Source organism: Halomonas sp. SpR1, assembly GCF_031010175.1.
Lineage (GTDB): Bacteria > Pseudomonadota > Gammaproteobacteria > Pseudomonadales > Halomonadaceae > Vreelandella.
On sequence record NZ_JAUAMB010000002.1, the window covers coordinates 169,933 to 186,080 of the forward strand.

At 55.4% G+C, this 16,148-nt stretch carries 18 protein-coding genes; 13 read left to right on the forward strand and 5 right to left on the reverse strand.

The window, feature by feature from the left end:
• Positions 1 to 106: 106 nt before the first annotated feature.
• A complete protein-coding gene (locus QT231_RS02555) occupies positions 107 to 811 on the forward strand; it encodes a phospholipase D-like domain-containing protein (protein WP_308335358.1) in 705 nt (234 codons plus the stop codon).
• 40 nt (positions 812 to 851) lie between these two features.
• On the opposite strand, the gene QT231_RS02560 is transcribed toward QT231_RS02555, so the two are convergent.
• Together QT231_RS02560 and QT231_RS02565 are read right to left on the reverse strand one after the other, a co-directional pair.
• Positions 852 to 1,178 (reverse strand): hypothetical protein, encoded by a 327-nt coding sequence (locus QT231_RS02560; RefSeq protein ID WP_308335359.1) that lies wholly within the window; start codon positions 1,176 to 1,178, stop codon positions 852 to 854.
• A gap of 6 nt (positions 1,179 to 1,184) precedes the next feature.
• Positions 1,185 to 1,418, reverse strand: coding sequence for an addiction module protein (locus QT231_RS02565; RefSeq protein WP_308335360.1), 234 nt, complete (start codon positions 1,416 to 1,418; stop codon positions 1,185 to 1,187).
• A 271-nt stretch (positions 1,419 to 1,689) separates the two neighbouring features.
• On the opposite strand from QT231_RS02565, the gene QT231_RS02570 reads away from it, so the two are divergent.
• Genes QT231_RS02570 through QT231_RS02595 form a run of 6 tightly spaced genes read left to right on the forward strand, consistent with a single transcriptional unit; the run spans position 1,690 to position 6,646 of the window.
• A complete protein-coding gene (locus tag QT231_RS02570) occupies positions 1,690 to 2,472 on the forward strand; it encodes a DUF3450 domain-containing protein (protein ID WP_308335361.1) in 783 nt (260 codons plus the stop codon).
• Between the two features lie 47 nt (positions 2,473 to 2,519).
• On the forward strand, positions 2,520 to 3,866 hold the full coding sequence (locus tag QT231_RS02575; RefSeq protein ID WP_308335475.1) for a MotA/TolQ/ExbB proton channel family protein: 1,347 nt from the start codon (positions 2,520 to 2,522) through the stop codon (positions 3,864 to 3,866).
• Position 3,867: 1 nt separating this feature from the next.
• On the forward strand, positions 3,868 to 4,410 hold the full coding sequence (locus QT231_RS02580; protein ID WP_007114786.1) for a MotA/TolQ/ExbB proton channel family protein: 543 nt from the start codon (positions 3,868 to 3,870) through the stop codon (positions 4,408 to 4,410).
• Positions 4,403 to 4,810 (forward strand): biopolymer transporter ExbD, encoded by a 408-nt coding sequence (locus QT231_RS02585; RefSeq protein ID WP_022523852.1) that lies wholly within the window; start codon positions 4,403 to 4,405, stop codon positions 4,808 to 4,810. Before QT231_RS02580 ends, QT231_RS02585 begins: the two co-directional genes overlap by 8 nt.
• Positions 4,807 to 5,577, forward strand: coding sequence for a TonB family protein (locus tag QT231_RS02590; RefSeq protein WP_308335362.1), 771 nt, complete (start codon positions 4,807 to 4,809; stop codon positions 5,575 to 5,577). Before QT231_RS02585 ends, QT231_RS02590 begins: the two co-directional genes overlap by 4 nt.
• Positions 5,578 to 5,581: 4 nt before the next feature.
• On the forward strand, positions 5,582 to 6,646 hold the full coding sequence (locus tag QT231_RS02595) for a hypothetical protein (RefSeq protein WP_308335363.1): 1,065 nt from the start codon (positions 5,582 to 5,584) through the stop codon (positions 6,644 to 6,646).
• Positions 6,647 to 6,705: 59 nt separating this feature from the next.
• Here QT231_RS02595 and xthA read toward each other — a convergent pair whose 3' ends face one another.
• Both xthA and QT231_RS02605 read right to left on the reverse strand, forming a co-directional pair.
• Positions 6,706 to 7,533: an exodeoxyribonuclease III gene (gene xthA, locus QT231_RS02600; protein WP_308335364.1), complete on the reverse strand. Its 828-nt coding sequence runs from the start codon at positions 7,531 to 7,533 to the stop codon at positions 6,706 to 6,708.
• Positions 7,533 to 7,787 carry a hypothetical protein gene (locus QT231_RS02605; protein WP_308335365.1) on the reverse strand — a complete coding sequence of 85 codons (255 nt, stop codon included), beginning with the start codon at positions 7,785 to 7,787 and terminating at the stop codon, positions 7,533 to 7,535. The genes xthA and QT231_RS02605 overlap by 1 nt, the downstream gene beginning before the upstream one ends.
• Before the next feature lie 145 nt (positions 7,788 to 7,932).
• Here QT231_RS02605 and rhlB point away from each other — a divergent pair, with 145 nt between their 5' ends.
• Entirely contained in the window at positions 7,933 to 9,207 is a 1,275-nt protein-coding gene (gene rhlB, locus QT231_RS02610) for an ATP-dependent RNA helicase RhlB (RefSeq protein WP_308335366.1), read from the forward strand.
• A 5-nt stretch (positions 9,208 to 9,212) separates the two neighbouring features.
• Complete coding sequence (gene dinG / locus QT231_RS02615; RefSeq protein ID WP_308335367.1) at positions 9,213 to 11,342, forward strand: ATP-dependent DNA helicase DinG; 2,130 nt, start codon at positions 9,213 to 9,215, stop codon at positions 11,340 to 11,342.
• Between the two features lie 46 nt (positions 11,343 to 11,388).
• On the opposite strand, the gene QT231_RS02620 is transcribed toward dinG, so the two are convergent.
• Complete coding sequence (locus QT231_RS02620; RefSeq protein WP_308335368.1) at positions 11,389 to 12,465, reverse strand: 3-deoxy-7-phosphoheptulonate synthase; 1,077 nt, start codon at positions 12,463 to 12,465, stop codon at positions 11,389 to 11,391.
• Positions 12,466 to 12,858: 393 nt separating this feature from the next.
• On the opposite strand from QT231_RS02620, the gene rpoE reads away from it, so the two are divergent.
• The 4 genes from rpoE (at position 12,859) to QT231_RS02640 (ending at position 16,093) form a co-directional block, all read left to right on the forward strand.
• Positions 12,859 to 13,458: an RNA polymerase sigma factor RpoE gene (gene rpoE, locus QT231_RS02625; protein WP_308335369.1), complete on the forward strand. Its 600-nt coding sequence runs from the start codon at positions 12,859 to 12,861 to the stop codon at positions 13,456 to 13,458.
• 316 nt (positions 13,459 to 13,774) lie between these two features.
• Positions 13,775 to 14,503, forward strand: coding sequence for a sigma-E factor negative regulatory protein (locus QT231_RS02630; RefSeq protein ID WP_308335370.1), 729 nt, complete (start codon positions 13,775 to 13,777; stop codon positions 14,501 to 14,503).
• A 55-nt stretch (positions 14,504 to 14,558) separates the two neighbouring features.
• A complete protein-coding gene (locus tag QT231_RS02635) occupies positions 14,559 to 15,629 on the forward strand; it encodes a MucB/RseB C-terminal domain-containing protein (protein ID WP_308335371.1) in 1,071 nt (356 codons plus the stop codon).
• Positions 15,630 to 15,652: 23 nt separating this feature from the next.
• Entirely contained in the window at positions 15,653 to 16,093 is a 441-nt protein-coding gene (locus QT231_RS02640) for a SoxR reducing system RseC family protein (RefSeq protein WP_308335372.1), read from the forward strand.
• The last annotated feature ends 55 nt before the right edge of the window (positions 16,094 to 16,148 follow it).

Sequence of the window (16,148 nt, forward strand, 5' to 3'; positions counted from 1 at the left end):
TAGTTCTGGGCGTGAGCTAAAAAACTGAATAACGCTGTAAATTTATTTAATAACAAAATGTTAGTGGTCTAATCACTTCTATAAATATTGCGGAGCTAATGAAAATATGAATGACCTAAATAAATTTCAGCTCGACAATGATGGGAATTATGACAGAAATTTTACTGACAACAGCGCTACCTCTAGCTCTGGGGTCGCCGTCTATTTTAGAAATATAGAAGAAAAATTATTGCATCACATTCAGGAATCCGATGCGGTGTTCGGAGCCGTTGCTTGGCTTACAAGTTATTCAATATTAGATGCGCTAGCAGAATTGGATAACGTCTCCATCGTGGTGCAAAAAGAGGATTTCCTTCGCCCGGATTTCGGATCTAGTAGTGACTTTAAAAGAACACTGCACACCAAATACAAAGCACTTAACTGCAAATTAACTAGATATTCATTCAGCAATATCCTGAGTTCAATATCTGTTAGTAGTGACCCATCAATCGACCCAGTTAGATGTGTGGGGAATCATAACTCTGAAAGGAGTCCTTCTTTCCCACGTATGCACAATAAGTTCTTGATATTTGCCAGAGTGGAAGAAAGTAAGGAGGATCATGGCATTGAAACCGTCACGCCATATGCTGTTTGGACAGGCTCATTTAATATAACGAAAAATGCGACAATGTCTCTTGAGAATGCGTTATATATAACTGACAAGAAAATAGTCAATGCTTACTATGAAGAGTATGGACAAATTGCAGCCATGTCTGAGGAGCTCGATTGGACATCTGATTGGGTAGCTCCAGAATGGCGGATTGGTACGTAAGTGGTGCTGGCGAGTCGCTCAAATTGTTCGATGAGGCGGGCTAAAGCCCGCCGCTTAGCTTGCTTCTTTCACGCCAATAGCCAAGCTTCCTGGACTGATGGGCTAAGGCAATCACGACCGTTTCCTCGGGCAGTTCAATAGCGATAACATCGCAAGGGAAGCGATCCAGAATTAGCCTTTTTGCTCCTATGTATCCAATTTCGTCTGGTAGCGGCGATAGGGGTACAAGATTTTCTTCAATAACATCGAAGGCAGCATCCAAAGTGGCGAATAACTCGCTGCCAAGCCCGATTTGTTCATGCTCATACCACGCTGCAGCCTCTACCGCTTCCTGCGATGCTTCTGCCAATATTCTCACTGTTTGCACTACTTACTATCCTAGTCTCTCGCGCATTTGCTGCCGGAACTCTTCGCGGCTCAGTAAGGTCGCATTGCCGCTTCTGACTTTGGATGCGCGCTGACTAATTTCATCATTCCAGGCTTGTTCAACGGCGTTATCTTGCGGGCCGTCCAGGCTTATGATGAGCTCGTGAGCCAGCGCTGCTCGCTCCGATGCTGAGAGCGTCGAAATCTGTGAACGTAGCTGATTTAGTGTTTCAGCAGTCATAGGGCCTCCCTGAACCTCCCCGAATGAAACTATTTAATGATGCTATCCCCATTCAAAGACCCTAACAAGGCGGTCGGGTGAACGCGGTCATCACGTTGCAGAAGGTTTCCAGCGACAGCGAAATCGACTGATTGTTAATGATAAATATTGTCATTTCTTCTATTAGTGGTAGGCTAGTCAGCGTGAAAGATAAACGCAAATCGTTCTGATACCCAATTAGTTTCTAGTTGGGCGGTGTTCGCCGCCCGCTACTCAGTGACGGAGAGTCGACGTGCTGAACAGGCCTTTCTTTGCCTTGCGTGGATGGTGGCTAGCGGGAGTGCTGGTTAGTGGCACGCTGTTGGCAAGTGAACAAGCAGTGGCTCAAGCGGCCGAAAGTGTCGAAGCCCAGCAAACCCAGGCAGCGCTTCAAGAGCAAATAGACGCTGCCGATGAGCAAACCCGCGAGCAGTTGGAAGAGCTGCGCCGTTTAGAGCGCGAAACCCGTCAGTTGAAGGCTGACAATGCCTCACTGACAGGGCGCTTGACGGAAGAGGCTGAGCGCCAGCATCGGCTGGCCACTGCGCTGGATACGTTGGAAGAGACCCGTGCCGCGCTGCCTGTCATCGAACAAAACATGTCGGCGCAGCTTAGCCAATGGATCGAACGTGACCTTCCATTTCTACGCGAAGAGCGATTGGCACGGGTTGAGCGTCAGCCCGACGAGCAGGGTCAAAATACCATCGAGCGGATTAATGGCCTGCTCGAAGCGTGGCGCGTTGAACTTGATTATGGTCAGGAGATGGACAGTTGGCGAGGTCGTTTAAGTCAGGATGGCCGTGTGCGCGAGGTGGACTTCTTGCGCATCGGACGTATCGGCTTCTACTACTTAACCCCCGATGGTCGCGAGGGCGGCGTGTGGAGCGCCCAAAGTGGCGAATGGCAGCCGCTGGAAGATGAATACCTGCGCGAAGTGCGCAGTGGGTTGCGCATGGCGGAAGATCAACGCGCTCCGGATCTACTCACCTTGCCGCTCTCGATTAGTGCCAATGACCTGCAGGGAGAGCAGCCATGAGCCGTTTCAGCCTAACAGTTAACCGCCAACTCGCCAGTCGCCTATCCATGCCTCGGCTAACGCTTCGTCAACTTGGCTATGCCTGCGTCGTATCGGGGCTGGTCGCGGTCAGTGGCGTATCAATGGCGCAAACCGAGAGCGTGACTTCGCTGCGGGAAGCCCGTGAGGCGGCTGAAGCGCGAGACCAGCAGCGGTTAATGAGCTTCCTGGATGATCAGCAGGCGCTAGAGGCTGCGCTGGAGCAGGCGCGCGCCGAGCACGAAGAAGCCCTGCAGCAGAATGAAACGCTAGAGACCCAGCAGGCAGAGCAAACCGAGCAAGCCAGTGCGCTTAGCGAGCGCCAGGCAGAGCAGGGCGAGGCGCTTTCCGGGTTGCTGGCCAATCTGGCCCGGCATAGTTCCGAGATTCGCAATGCGTTGGGGGAAGAGAGCCTGCTCACCCTCGAAGAGGGGTCTTTGCCGCCGCGTTTGGATGAAGTCGAAGTGCTTGAGCGCCACCAGTTGGAAAATGTAGTGGATCATTTGGCGACGCTAACTGCGCGCACCGGCCGTGCCGAGCGGCTTTCGATGCCGGTTGCCGATGCTAATGGCGAGGTGGCCACCCGCGAGTTATTGCGGTTAGGCGATTTCGCGGCCTTTACCGAGAGCGAGTTATTAGAGCGCGGTGAAGGCGATGGCAACTTGGTCGTGCTGGCGCGCACGCCCAATGCCATTGGTGGGTTGCTGGCGGATTACTACCAGGGCGAAAGCAACGTGATGGCGGTGGATCCTACCCAGGGCAGCGTGCTGGAAGCCTTGGCCCAGCAGCCCAGTCTGTGGGAGCGTTTCCAGCAGGGTGGCTATGTTGGCTACGTAGTGGTGGCACTGGGTATTCTGGGTATGATTATCGGCCTTGGCCAATACCTCTATTTGGTGCTGGTGAGCCTACGTGTTAAACGCCAGCGGCAATCCCTTGATCAACTGCGGGCCAATAATCCGTTGGGGCGGGTGCTGCTACGCTTTGAAGGCATGGACAAGCATCAAACTCCAGAGGCTCTGGAAGCGCGGCTGGATGAGGCTGTGCTGGCCGAGCTACCCAAGCTGGAACGCAGTCAGCCAATGGTGAAGCTACTGGCTGCCATTGCGCCGCTGCTTGGTCTGCTTGGGACGGTGACCGGGATGATCGTGACCTTCCAGGCAATTACCGTCTTTGGTACTGGTGATCCGCAGCTAATGGCGGGCGGTATTAGCCAGGCGTTGGTCACCACCGTACTGGGCCTGATTACCGCCGTGCCGCTGCTGTTTGTGCAAACAGCGTTGGCAGGTCGCAGTCGCTACCTGACCCATGTGATTGAAGGGCAGGCGAGCGCGACTTTGGCAGATCATCTGGAATCTCACACACCTGTGGTGAATTAACATGTCTGCACTTCCTCTCTGGCTCGAACCCGTTGAGCGTTTAGTGGAGGCGGGTGGTGCGGTATTGGTCGTTCTGGCGGTCGTGGCCGTACTGGTGTTTGCCATGGCCATGGAGCGCTGGTGGTACTACCGGATTACCTGGCGTATAGCGCGGCGCCAATTGCTGCGGCGTTGGGCGGCGCGCAGCGACCACACCAGTTGGAGTGCCCGCACGCTGCGTCAGGTATGGGCAGAGGCGCTGGTCGCCAGGCTGCGCAAACCCTTGCCATGGTTAAAACTGTTGGTCGCGTTATGCCCTTTGCTGGGGCTGTTAGGTACGGTGACGGGTATGATTAGCGTATTCGATAGCCTTTCGTTGAGTGAGACTCATCAGGCACGTGCCATGGCAGATGGCGTCGCCCGAGCGACACTGCCGACCTTGACCGGCATGGCCATTGCCGTGGTAGGGCTGTTATTTATTAGTCGTTTAGAGCACGTCATTCGTCGTGAAGACCAGCGGCTGCATGATCGCTTGGCGCGGGCACTGGAGGAGAGTGATGCGTAGACGTCGTTCCATAGATGCGACCGCTGAGAGCAATGAGGTGAACTTGACCCCCATGCTCGACGTGGTCTTTATCATGCTGATTTTCTTCATCGTGACGACCAGCTTTGTCAAAGAGAGCGGTGTCGAAATTGAGCGACCTGAATCCAGCGCCGCCACTCCGCGTCCAGACGCCCAGGTGCTTGTGGCGATTTCACCCGAGGGTGCAGTGTGGGTAGATGGTAGTCCTGTGGATGCCCACCGGGTTGGCCAGCAGGTAGCCGATATGCTGAGTGATGATGGCTCGGTGGTTATTCAGGCGGATCGCGAATCCACGACTGGGCTGCTGATCGAGGTGATGGATCGCCTGCGCGAAGCGGGGGTTGACCAAGTGGCAGTTGCAGCGAGCCGGAGTGGGTCATGATACGCCACCTGCTATCGATACTAGGCGGCGTTGTGCTGGCGGTGGGCTTGTTCTGGCTGTTGGCCCAGCTGGTGGCACCGCCTGAGCGGGAACCCGAAAAGCTCACTATGAGTATGGCGATGACGATGGTTGAAATGCCGGAGGTCGCGCCGGAACAGGAGGCGCCCACACCACAGCCTGTTGAAGCGGCGCCCCAGCAAGCGCCGCCGCCCATGCCTGCCCCCGAACCGCCGCCAGTCGCTGAGAGCACTATTAGCTTGCCGGAAGTAGAGCTGCCGGATGAGCCCGTTGAGCCGGTTGAAATGGATAGTGAGCTCCCCGAACTGACGGAAGTGACGCCGGAGCCCCGGCCCGAACCGCCTCCCGAACCGAGGCCAGAGCCGACCCCGCAACAGCGACCTGTCGAGCCAGCGCCTAGTGCAGCTCCCGCGTCATTGGATTCGGCACCCGCTACGCGTGAGGCCGCGCCGGAAGCGCAGCCTGCACCCTCGAATGAGCCGGTTAATGTAGGTCAGGTGACACCGACGAACCAAGTTGGCCCTACTTACCCGCCTCGGGCACAGCGCCGGGGTATGGAAGGCTTTGTAGAGGTGGCTTTTATGATTCGCCGCGATGGTAGTGTTGATAGCTCGTCTATACGGGTTACCAGCGCGCAGCCGCGCCGGGTGTTTGATGATGCTGCGCGGGACGCGATTGCCAAGTGGCAATTTGAACCCAGTGATCGGTTGCGCAATGCCACCCAGCGGATCGAATTTGAGTTGAGGTAGCTGAATGAAGCGTCTTTTATGCCTTCTATTACTAAGCGTTTGGCCACTTTCATCACAGGCCGGTCCTGCGCTGCAAGGTGATGTCATTGCCGATCTCAACGCCCTTCAGGCGCAGCTCCAAGATGGGGAGTTGTCCAGTGTCGTCGAGCGAGCAACTGCACAAGCCGAGCGGTTAGCGCCGGGGAACCAAGCGGATCAATGGGCTAGCGCGCTCTACCAACAATTGGCGGCAGGTGCCTTGACGCGCCAGGATCAGCACGCTGAGGCAGCGGATCGGCTGGCGATTGCCCGTGGCTTAAATGGTGTTGATGGCGCCCAAGCGGCTCGCTGGCTACGTGAGGAAGCCTCGCTGCGCCGTGCTGCTGGTCAGCGTGATCAAGCCATTGAGCTATTCAGTGAGTGGTTAGCTAATCAACGGGATAGTGATGCCACATGGCAGCTAACCCGCCTTCTGGCGCAACAGGAGCGCTGGGAGGAAGCTGCCGACCGGCTTGAGCAGGCACTTAATGAGACGCCGGAATTAAGTGAGGCACAGCAGGCCCTGGCGCTTGCTGTGTATCGCAATGCAGGGCAAAGCGATCAGGCATTAGGCTGGCTGCTGGATGGCCTGGCCGCGCAAAGTGACGCTGCCGATTGGCGCCAAGCTGCCGGGCTTGCCCAACAAGCAGGTCAGCCGGGAGTAGCCGCTGGCCTGTGGGAGACGGCATGGCAATTAGGCAAGTTAACCGAGCAGCAGGATTTTTGGCTGTTGATTCAACTCCATCTCGCAGGCGGAACCCCGGCCAGAGCGGCAGAGCATCTAGAGCAGGCGCTGGATGAGGGCGAGGTTGTCCGCGATGAGTCGAATCTACGTTTGCTTGCCAGTGCCTGGCAGCAGGCTAAAGACGTCGAGAAAGCCCTGAAAGCCTGGCAGGCGTTAGCGATGCATACGCAAGCAGCCGCTGACTGGCGAGTCTATGGTCAGCTCGCTTACGCCTGGGGAGAAGATGGGCAAGCGAAACAAGCCTTTGCCCAAGCCTCGTCGTTAGGTGACGATGAGGCGGAGCAGTGGCTGGCCAGTTTCAACTAGGTAATCCCACTTGGAAAAACATGTTCGTCCAGTTCGGGGAGCGCCGCAGGTAGGGACGGCTAGGTTTTAAGCGCGATATCAAAGTCACTCCAGGTAGGTGCATGATCCGATGGCCGTTCCATACCGCGCAGGTCATAATCAATGCCCGCGCTGGTCACGTGTTCGCCCAAGGCGGAAGTGACCAGAATATAGTCGATTCGCAGGCCGCGCTTCGGCTCCTGGTTAAACCCTTTTGAGCGATAGTCAAACCAACTGAAGCGATCATCACTGTGTGGGTAGCAGAGTCGATAGCTGTCAGAAAGCCCCCAAGCTTTTATGCCTTCGAGCCATTCGCGCTCAATAGGCTGGAAGCTGGTTTTACCTTCGCGCAGCCAGCGCTTGCGGTTAGCTTCACCAATGCCGATGTCCTGATCTTCAGGAGAGATATTAAAATCACCCATGATGGCCAGTCGCTCGTCAGGGCGGTGCTGCTCGTTAAGCAGTCGCGCTAGCTGGCCGTAAAAACGCTCTTTATGGGGAAATTTGGTCGGGTGAGTCACGTTTTCACCCTGGGGGAAGTAGCCGTTCCATACCGTCACCGGTTCGCCATCTTCCGCCAGCAGGCGGACGCCAATCATGCGCCGCTGGGCGTCTTCTTCATCGTCGGGAAAGCCGTAAAACACCTCTTGGGGCGCTTGGCGGCACATTAACGCAACGCCATAGTGGCCTTTCTGACCATGGTAAAAGACGTGATAGCCCATGGCTTCCACATCAGCGATGGGGAACTCGCTGTCTTGTACTTTGGTTTCTTGTAGGCCGATCACGTCAGGCTGCTGCGTGTCGATCAGCGTCTGCAATTGGTGAAGACGGGCACGAATGCCGTTAATATTGAACGAAACCAAACGCATTACGAGTCGTCCCCTTTTGGCTTGTCAGACGAAGCGCTTTTATCAGGATGAATCGCAATATCCTGCCCGCTCTGCTGACGGGCGAGTTTGCGCACCGCTTGAAGCTTGCGCTGCTGCTGCTTTTTAGCCACAAAACGGCGCGAAGGGGCGACCTGGTCAGGATTGTCATGGCGCCATTTTTTATAATCCTTGCGCCGGCCGGTACGAATTGTCACCTTGTCGGCCAGTGAACGAGTTTTTTTCTTACGCGTCATGTCGCGCTCCTTACGTCGATTTGACGGCTATTCTAACAGGCCTTGGGACTCCTTCGACAGCAAGACGCGCTCTTATCGCAAAGCCCTGGTACAATGCGCACTTCGTAATGCCTAACCTCCACAGCAATGGACAGATAGACAGCCTATGAGCGAGTCGGAACAGACCACAGCACCGGCCCAGAACCGCAAGCCAAAGCGCCGCCGTCGTAAGCCGCGTCGCCGCCAGTCGAGCTGGGATCTTCGTCAGTTTCAGGTGCCTGCCGTGGCCGGTAAGTGGCGCTTTCATGACTTTGATCTGCCGCTGCCCATAATGCGCGCGATTCATGCCCAAGGGTTTGAGTACTGCACGCCTATTCAAGCTGAGGCCCTGCGCCAAACGCTATTAGGCGGCGACATTGTCGGCAAGGCGCAAACGGGAACCGGTAAAACCGCGGCCTTCTTGATCTCGGTAATGGCCTACTTCTTGGAAGAGCCGACACCCAATGGTCAAAAGCCGGGTGCGCCGCGGGCGTTGATTATTGCGCCTACTCGCGAGCTCGCGTTGCAGATCGAAAAAGATGCCAAAGCGTTAGCGCGCTTCACGCAGCTTAATGTCGCCAGTGTCGTCGGCGGTATGGACTACCAGAAGCAGCGTGAAAGCCTGGGTAGCAAGATCGATATTCTGGTGGCAACGCCAGGGCGCTTGCTGGACTTCCACCAGAAGCGCGATATTGATCTCAATGAAGTCGAAGTATTGGTATTAGATGAAGCCGACCGTATGTTGTCGATGGGCTTTATTCCCGACGTGAAGCGGATTATTCGCTACACGCCGAAAAAAGAGGAGCGTCAAACCTTCCTCTTCTCGGCTACCTTTACTGACGACATTCTGAACCTTGCCAGTCAGTGGACGCTTGACCCTGCTCACGTAGAGATCGAAGTCACCGTTGAGAATCAGGCGGATATCGATCAGCGGGTTTATATGGTGTCTGATGACGATAAGCAGCGCTTGCTGGTTAATCTACTGAAGCAAGAGAGCTTTGAGCGTGTGATGGTGTTCGGCAACCGCCGTGATTTGGTGCGTAAGCTGGATGACCTGCTTAAAAAAGCCGGGATCAGTGCCGCAATGCTGTCGGGTGATGTGCCCCAGAATCAGCGCATTAAAACTCTGGAAAGCTTCCGTGAAGGCGAGATTCAGGTGCTGGTCGCAACTGATGTAGCAGGTCGTGGGATTCATATTGAAGACGTCAGCCACGTGATCAATTACACCCTGCCCGAAGACCCGGAAGATTACGTACACCGTATTGGTCGTACCGGCCGTGCTGGCGCCAAGGGTGTCTCGATTAGCTTCGTCGGTGAAGAGGATGCCTTCTCGCTGCCGGAAATCGAACGCTATATCAACGACAAGCTGCCCTGCGTGCATCCGCCGGAAGGTATGCTCTAAACCGCATGCTTGATACTGCCCTTAAAAGTGAGATTCAAGACGCTTATCGTCGCGTGGTGGACACCCTTGAGCTAACGCCACGCTACGGTCAGCGCATGATGATCGCCGAAATAGCCCGAACGCTGGGAAATATCGAGAGCGACGGTGAGGGCAGGCGAACCAGCGATACTCACGTCTGCGTGCTCGAAGCGGGTACCGGCACGGGTAAAACCCTGGCCTATTTGATCGCCGCTTTGCCGATCGCGAAAGCGCGGGGCAAACGGCTGATCGTCTCGACGGCCACGGTGGCGCTTCAAGAGCAGGTGCTCAACCAGGATTTGCCTTCGCTGGCCAGCCACAGTGGCCTCGCCTTTCGCTACGCCCTAGCCAAAGGGCGAGGTCGTTATGTGTGTGTCGCGCGGTTAGATCAGGCGCTTGAGGGAAGTGAGCCCAACCCTACGCTATCGCTGTTTGAGCAGTCGCTGCAAACCCAAAGTAGCGACTTCAATGTAATTGCTAGCGACATGGCCCAAGCTTACGGCCAGGGAGAGTGGGAGGGTGATCGCGACAACTGGCCTGAGGCGATAGATGACGCCCACTGGCGTCGGCTAACGGTGGATCATCGCCAGTGTACGGGTAGGCGCTGCGGGCACTTTGGTGCCTGCGCGTTTTTCCGTTCCCGCCGGGAGCTTGAAAACGCTGACGTTATCGTCGCCAATCACGATCTTGTGCTGGCCGATCTAGCCTTGGGCGGTGGCGCTATTCTGCCTGACCCTGCGGACTGCATTTTTGTCTTCGATGAAGGCCACCACCTGCCTGAGAAGGCGCTTTCCCACTTCGCCCACCGCTTTGCGTTACACGGCTGCTTACGCTGGCTGAAAACGCTGAAAAGCAGTTTGACCGACCTTCACCAAGCTTTAGCCATTCAACCCACGGTGGCGCGCCTGTTGGTCAGCTTACCCGAGCTGATTCACAACCTGGAGCCTGCGCTGGGCGATGTATTTAGCATGGGGCATCAGCTGGCGGGGCGGCCCAACGGTTTGGCTGATGAAGAGGCCACCCATCAATCGCGTTTTGAGAAGGGCCAAGTGCCCGATGCTTTGCGCGAGCAGGCGCAGCAGCTATTGGTGATGTTCGCCTCGTTGTCACGCTGCCTGGAAAGCATCAGTGATATTCTGCGTGAAAGCCTGGATCCCGATAAGCAGACCGGCCTAGACCGTGAGCAGGCCGAAACCTGGCTGCCTTTGGTGGCCCTGCTGCATGGGCGAGCGTTAGAGGCGCATGCTTTATGGCAGGCGTTTAGCGAACAGGATGTTGCTAACGAGGCGCCTAGCGCCCGCTGGATCACGCTTAGTCGCGTAGCCGGTGAGCCAGAGGTTGAGTTTTCAGCCAGCCCGGTGTCAGCGGCGCATACATTGGCCAAACATTTGTGGGGGCGTTGCCATGGTGCGGTGGTTACCTCGGCGACGTTGACCGCGCTGGGGCGCTTCGAGCGTCTTCAAGAGCGGGCAGGGTTAGCCAATCGCTATCGTTATCAGGCGCTGCCTAGTCCGTTTGATTACGCCAATGCCGTGCTGCGTGTGCCTAAGGAGGCCACTGACCCGAGCGATAGGGACGCCCATGAGGGTGCCATCGTCAGCTTTGTATCGCAGTTGGCCGACAAAGAGGCGGCGCTGGTGCTGTTCTCTTCTCGCGCTCAACTGCGCGCGGTGGACAAAGCGTTGCCAGCAAGTGTGAAGGAGCGCGTGCTGGCACAGGATGCGCTGCCTAAGCGTGAGCTTATTGAACGCCACCGGACGGCGGTTGATCGCGGGGAAGGCAGCATTATCTTTGGCTTGGCGAGTTTCGCCGAGGGCATTGATCTACCCGGTGATTACCTAACCCATGTGGTGATTACGCGGCTACCCTTTGCAGTGCCCGATGACCCGGTGGGCGCTACGTTAGCGGAGTGGATAGAGAGCCAGGGCGGCAACGCGTTTATGCGTATTAGTGTGCCTGATGCGTCTATCAAGCTGGTACAGGCCTGCGGGCGTTTGATTCGTAAGGAGAGCGACCGCGGGACTATCACAATACTGGATAAACGGGTGATCACCCGCCGTTACGGACAAGCACTGCTGGATGCACTGCCGCCGTTTCGGCGTGAAATTAGCCGGTAATAAAAAACCCCGCTGTGGCGGGGTTTCGGAAGCGATGAGTGCGCTGTTACTTGGCAATGCGCTTCGCCAAGGTGGCGGCCAGCTTCTCGTTCATACGGTTGAAGGCTTCCACCGTGGTGTCCCAGTCGATGCAGGCATCAGTAATCGACACGCCATACTGTAGTTGGCTAAGGTCTGCGGTCAGTTTCTGATTGCCCCAGCCAATGTTGGATTCAACCATCAGGCCGATAATGGAGGTATTGCCCTCCAAAATCTGATTGGTGACGTTCTCCAGAACCAGGGGCTGTAACGCCGCGTCTTTATTGGAGTTGGCGTGGGAGCAGTCGATCATGATGTTGGGTGATAGCTTGGCTTTCTCGAGCTCTTTCTCCGCCAGGGCAACGCTTACGCTGTCGTAGTTGGGCTTACCGTTGCCACCGCGTAGAACGACGTGGCCGTAGGCATTGCCGCGAGTGCGAATAATGGCTACCTGGCCCGCCTGGTTAATGCCCAGAAAGTTATGCGGGCTAGCCACGGACTGAAGTGCGTTAATCGCCACATCCAGGCTGCCGTCGGTGCCATTTTTAAAGCCGACGGGGCTGGAAAGGCCGGAGGCCATTTCCCGGTGAGTCTGCGACTCAGTGGTGCGGGCGCCAATCGCCGACCAACTGATGCAGTCCTGCAGGTACTGGGGCGAAATGGGATCCAGTGCTTCGGTCGCTAGCGGTAAGCCCATTTCGGCCAGATCGACCAGCAGTTTACGGGCAATATGCAGACCCTCATCGATCTCAAAAGAGTCGTTGAGGTGCGGATCGTTAATCAGGCCTTTCCAGCCCACTGTTGTGCGCGGCTTTTCAAAATAGACGCGCATCACGATATATAGGCTGTCGCTGACCTGGTCAGCCAGCGCCCGCAGGCGACGGGCGTAATCAAGCGCGGCTTCCACATCGTGGATTGAGCACGGGCCAACGACGACTAAGAGTCGCGGGTCGTTGCCACTCAGGATATTCTGAATGGTTTGACGACCTTCAATGACGGTTCGCTCTGCTGCATCGGTTAACGGCACGGCATTTTTGAGCGCTTCTGGCGTGGTGAGAACGTCTTGAGCGAGGACGTTAAGGTTATTAACCTGCTGTTCTGACATCTTGCTACCTGTGCTTGCGCGATGGCTGAAAAAAGTGAAGGGCGATAAAAGTGGCGCCTACTATCGCTTGTCGAGCAGGTAAAAATCAATTGCTGTGGAACTATAGCGGCATTAAAAGTGTCAGCCGCAGGGTTTTGCGAAAGGGGGTAAGCGCTTGATACGCTGCGAAGAACGCGTAACACTGAGACCCTGTCGTTAAAATTCTGTGGCGTAATAAAATACTGTTTCGTAATAAAATACAGCAACATACTCGGGCGATGAACTCGCTCTTTTATTAACTCTATTATTAATCAATGCCCAAGGGACGCTATGCTGCTTGCTGTGAACGCCCGCTTGTCAGGGCTAATAGGAATGGGGCTCGGCGCACGCCGTACGAGCTGGAGGAGCGTGTGAATGGGCACTCGGGAAACAGACCAACAGCTTGTTGAACGTGCCCAAAAAGGTGATACGCGCGCTTTCGATCTGCTGGTAAAAAAGTACCAGCATAAAATTATCGGCCTGATTGGCCGTTACGTTCATGATCACTCTGAAGTTCAGGATGTAGCCCAGGAGGCATTTATTAAGGCGTACCGCGCCTTAGGCAAATTTCGCTCAGAAAGTGCGTTCTATACCTGGATGTACCGCATCGCAATTAATACAGCGAAGAACTATCTGGTTTCGCGGGGGAGACGTCCGCCGGGCAGTGATTTGGACATCGTCGATGCTGAAATTATCGACCAAAGCGGACGGTTGGCAGACTCAGAGTCACCGGAAGCGGCGATTGCCAGAGACCAGCTCGAAGCCGCGGTTTATCAGGCGATCGAAAACCTGCCGGATGATCTGCGTACGGCGATTACGTTGCGAGAGCTGGATGGTCTTGCTTACGAAGATATAGCGCAGGTAATGCAGTGCCCAGTGGGCACCGTACGTTCGCGGATTTTTCGCGCTCGTGAAGCGGTTGATGAACATATCCGCCCATTAGTATCGACGGCGCGGAACAGTCGCGAAGAGTAGTGGTCGTAGGAGGGCGGTAATATGATCGCTGTAGCTGTAAAAATGCCGGTATAAAAAATAAAGGTTTTATTTTTTGTGAACTGTCTGGCATGTAAGGCGTCATAAAGCCTGACTATCTTGATGAGTACGCTTGATGTATCAATCGTTGATATATCGGTGTGCAAAGCGTCATGAGCTTAGCGTCGCAGGTTAGTAAATTTTGATAATTTAATTAGCCTGTAACGGAGTCTTGGCCTGGGAAGTCGTCGGAGTGGTGGTGTATGTAACGAAGGCCATCACCCCAGTACTTCTTTTAAACAGTGTGAGGGTGTGAAGTATGAGTCAAAACACACGGGAATCACTTTCGGTGTTAATGGATGGCGAAAGTGATGAGCTTGAGCTTCGCCGAGTGTTGAAGGCACTGCCTAATGATGACGATGCCGCAGAAACATGGCGTCGCTATCACCTTGCCCGCAGCATGATGCAGCGCGAGCAGGGCGTTGATGTAAGCGTTGATCTTTCTGCGGGCATTATGGCCCGTTTGCACGAAGAGCCTGCTCCAATGATGCAAGACTCTGAGCCTGCGGCTCACCGTGCGGGAGGCATTTCGTTTGCCCGCGGCGCCGGGGTTGCCGCTGCTGTGTCACTGATGGTGATTACTGGCGTCCAGTTCTTTGGCAATGACTCATCCGTTCGCCAGGGCAGCAGTGATTTTGCCACGACGGCACCCGGAGCTAATGGATCCACCCAAGTGCAGCCCGTTAGCCTGGCTTCACAGTCGGCAGTGGCGACGCGCGCTGACATGCCCATGTTTGAGCCTACTCCGTTTCGGCTCAGCGGTCAGTCGGGGCAAGGTGGATTAATGAACATTAGCGAAGCTGGCTACTCAGTACAGACTCCACAGGGTGTTACCGCTTCCCAGGGTACTAACATTGATGTTGATCAGATTGGCTTATTGCAGTCGTATCTGGAACAGCATACCCAGAGTGCCGCTTACGGTAGTGGCGACAGTTGGATGCCATTAATGCGTTCATCGGCAGTCACTGAACCATTGGGTCAGCGCTAAGCCGAATGTATGTTTTTTAATGATGCGCAATTTAGGTGAGTAAGGAGTTCGCGGGATGGGGGTGCGCAACATGATAGCGCCCAGGGGCTTGAAAGGTACTTGGGCGCTGGCGTTAGTGGTTGGTACGCTCTCGCTTCAAGCGCATGCAGACAATGCCGACAGCCCTTTGGAAATCAGTCCCTCGCAAGCCAGTGCCCGCTCCAGCGATGGTGATGGCTATGAGTGTGCGACGGAGGAGGCTGAGGCGCAGCCCCGCAATGCAACCGAGTGGCTTGAGCGCGGCCTGTGGGCCAGCCACTGTTATGCCTTTCAAGCTAGAGCGGTCGCTATTGACTCTGTCGATGTCCGCACGCTTGCACTGTCACACCGTATCAAAGACGGCATTCGTCAGCAGGTGGTGCAGTATCTTGACGGGCCTTCCGTGAGCATTGAACGTCGCTCACCGGTGGGCAGATTGGCCTGGACTGAAGGGCATAGCAACGGTGAACTACCTTCTCCAGCAAGATGGGCGGCTCATCTTGAGAAATACTATGCTATCGAGCTTGAGGACAATACTCGGGTAGCGGATCGTGATGCTGTTAAGCTTATTTTTGAACCCCGTGACCAGTGGCGTTTTTCACATGAGTGGTGGCTGGATGGGGATACCGGACTGCTGCTTAAACATGTACTCAGTGATCATCAAGGCAGGATCATTGAAACCTTTCAGATTACCCAGCTTCAGTCTCCCGAAAAATATACTGGCAGCGTCCGAGCGACTACCCCTATCGTTATCGGCAATACCCCTTGGCGTGCTACGTGGTTGCCCGATGGCTTCGTTGCGCAACCCGTAACTTTCGCTGGCGATGATATGCACCAGCGCGTCTACAGCGATGGTTTGGCCACCGTGAGTATCTTTGTCGAGCCTCTCGCGTCTGAAGCAACCACTACCTTACAAGAAGGTGTGCAGCAGTTAGGGGTTTCGGCCGTGGCCGTTGAGCATGCCATGACCGCTGAAGGGCGCTGGCAGTTAGTGGCGATTGGTGAGCTGCCGGTAGCAACGCTGCAGCGCATAGTTCGCTCAATCACTTTCGATCTGCTTGAAGATCAATCTCCGCAAAGCACCGACCAGGCTGGGCAGATGGAATGATAACCTCGGCTTCCTGTGACTCTTTGTCTCATACCTCTCTACATCGTACTGGCACGGTCGTCGATCATGGCGGGCAAGGTGTCATCGTAGAAATTTCCGCCCAACAGGGCTGCGAGCAGTGTGCTCAGGGGAGAGGTTGTGGCGGCAGATTGTTGGCGCGTCAGCGCAGCCAGCGCGTTGCTGTAGCGCTTCCCCCTAAAACCAGTAACGCTGAGCAAAACTACCCGCTTGGCAGTCAAGTCACTATTAGTCTGCCCCGCGCCTCTGTCACACTGCTGGCTTTTTGTGTTTATGGATTGCCACTTATGTTGGCGCTGTTGCTATCCGGCATGTTGTCGCTTGTCAGTACCATGAGTTGGTTGGCACCGTTGAGTTTTTTTATTGCCTTGGTGGGCGGTTCGCTAGGTATTAAATACCTAATGCGTGGGCGTGGGGAACGCTTTCGCCCACGCTTGGTCAATTAGTTCGTCAATTTAGTTCTCCGGCATCTCGCTTTGAGTTGTTGATCTGCCATTGATT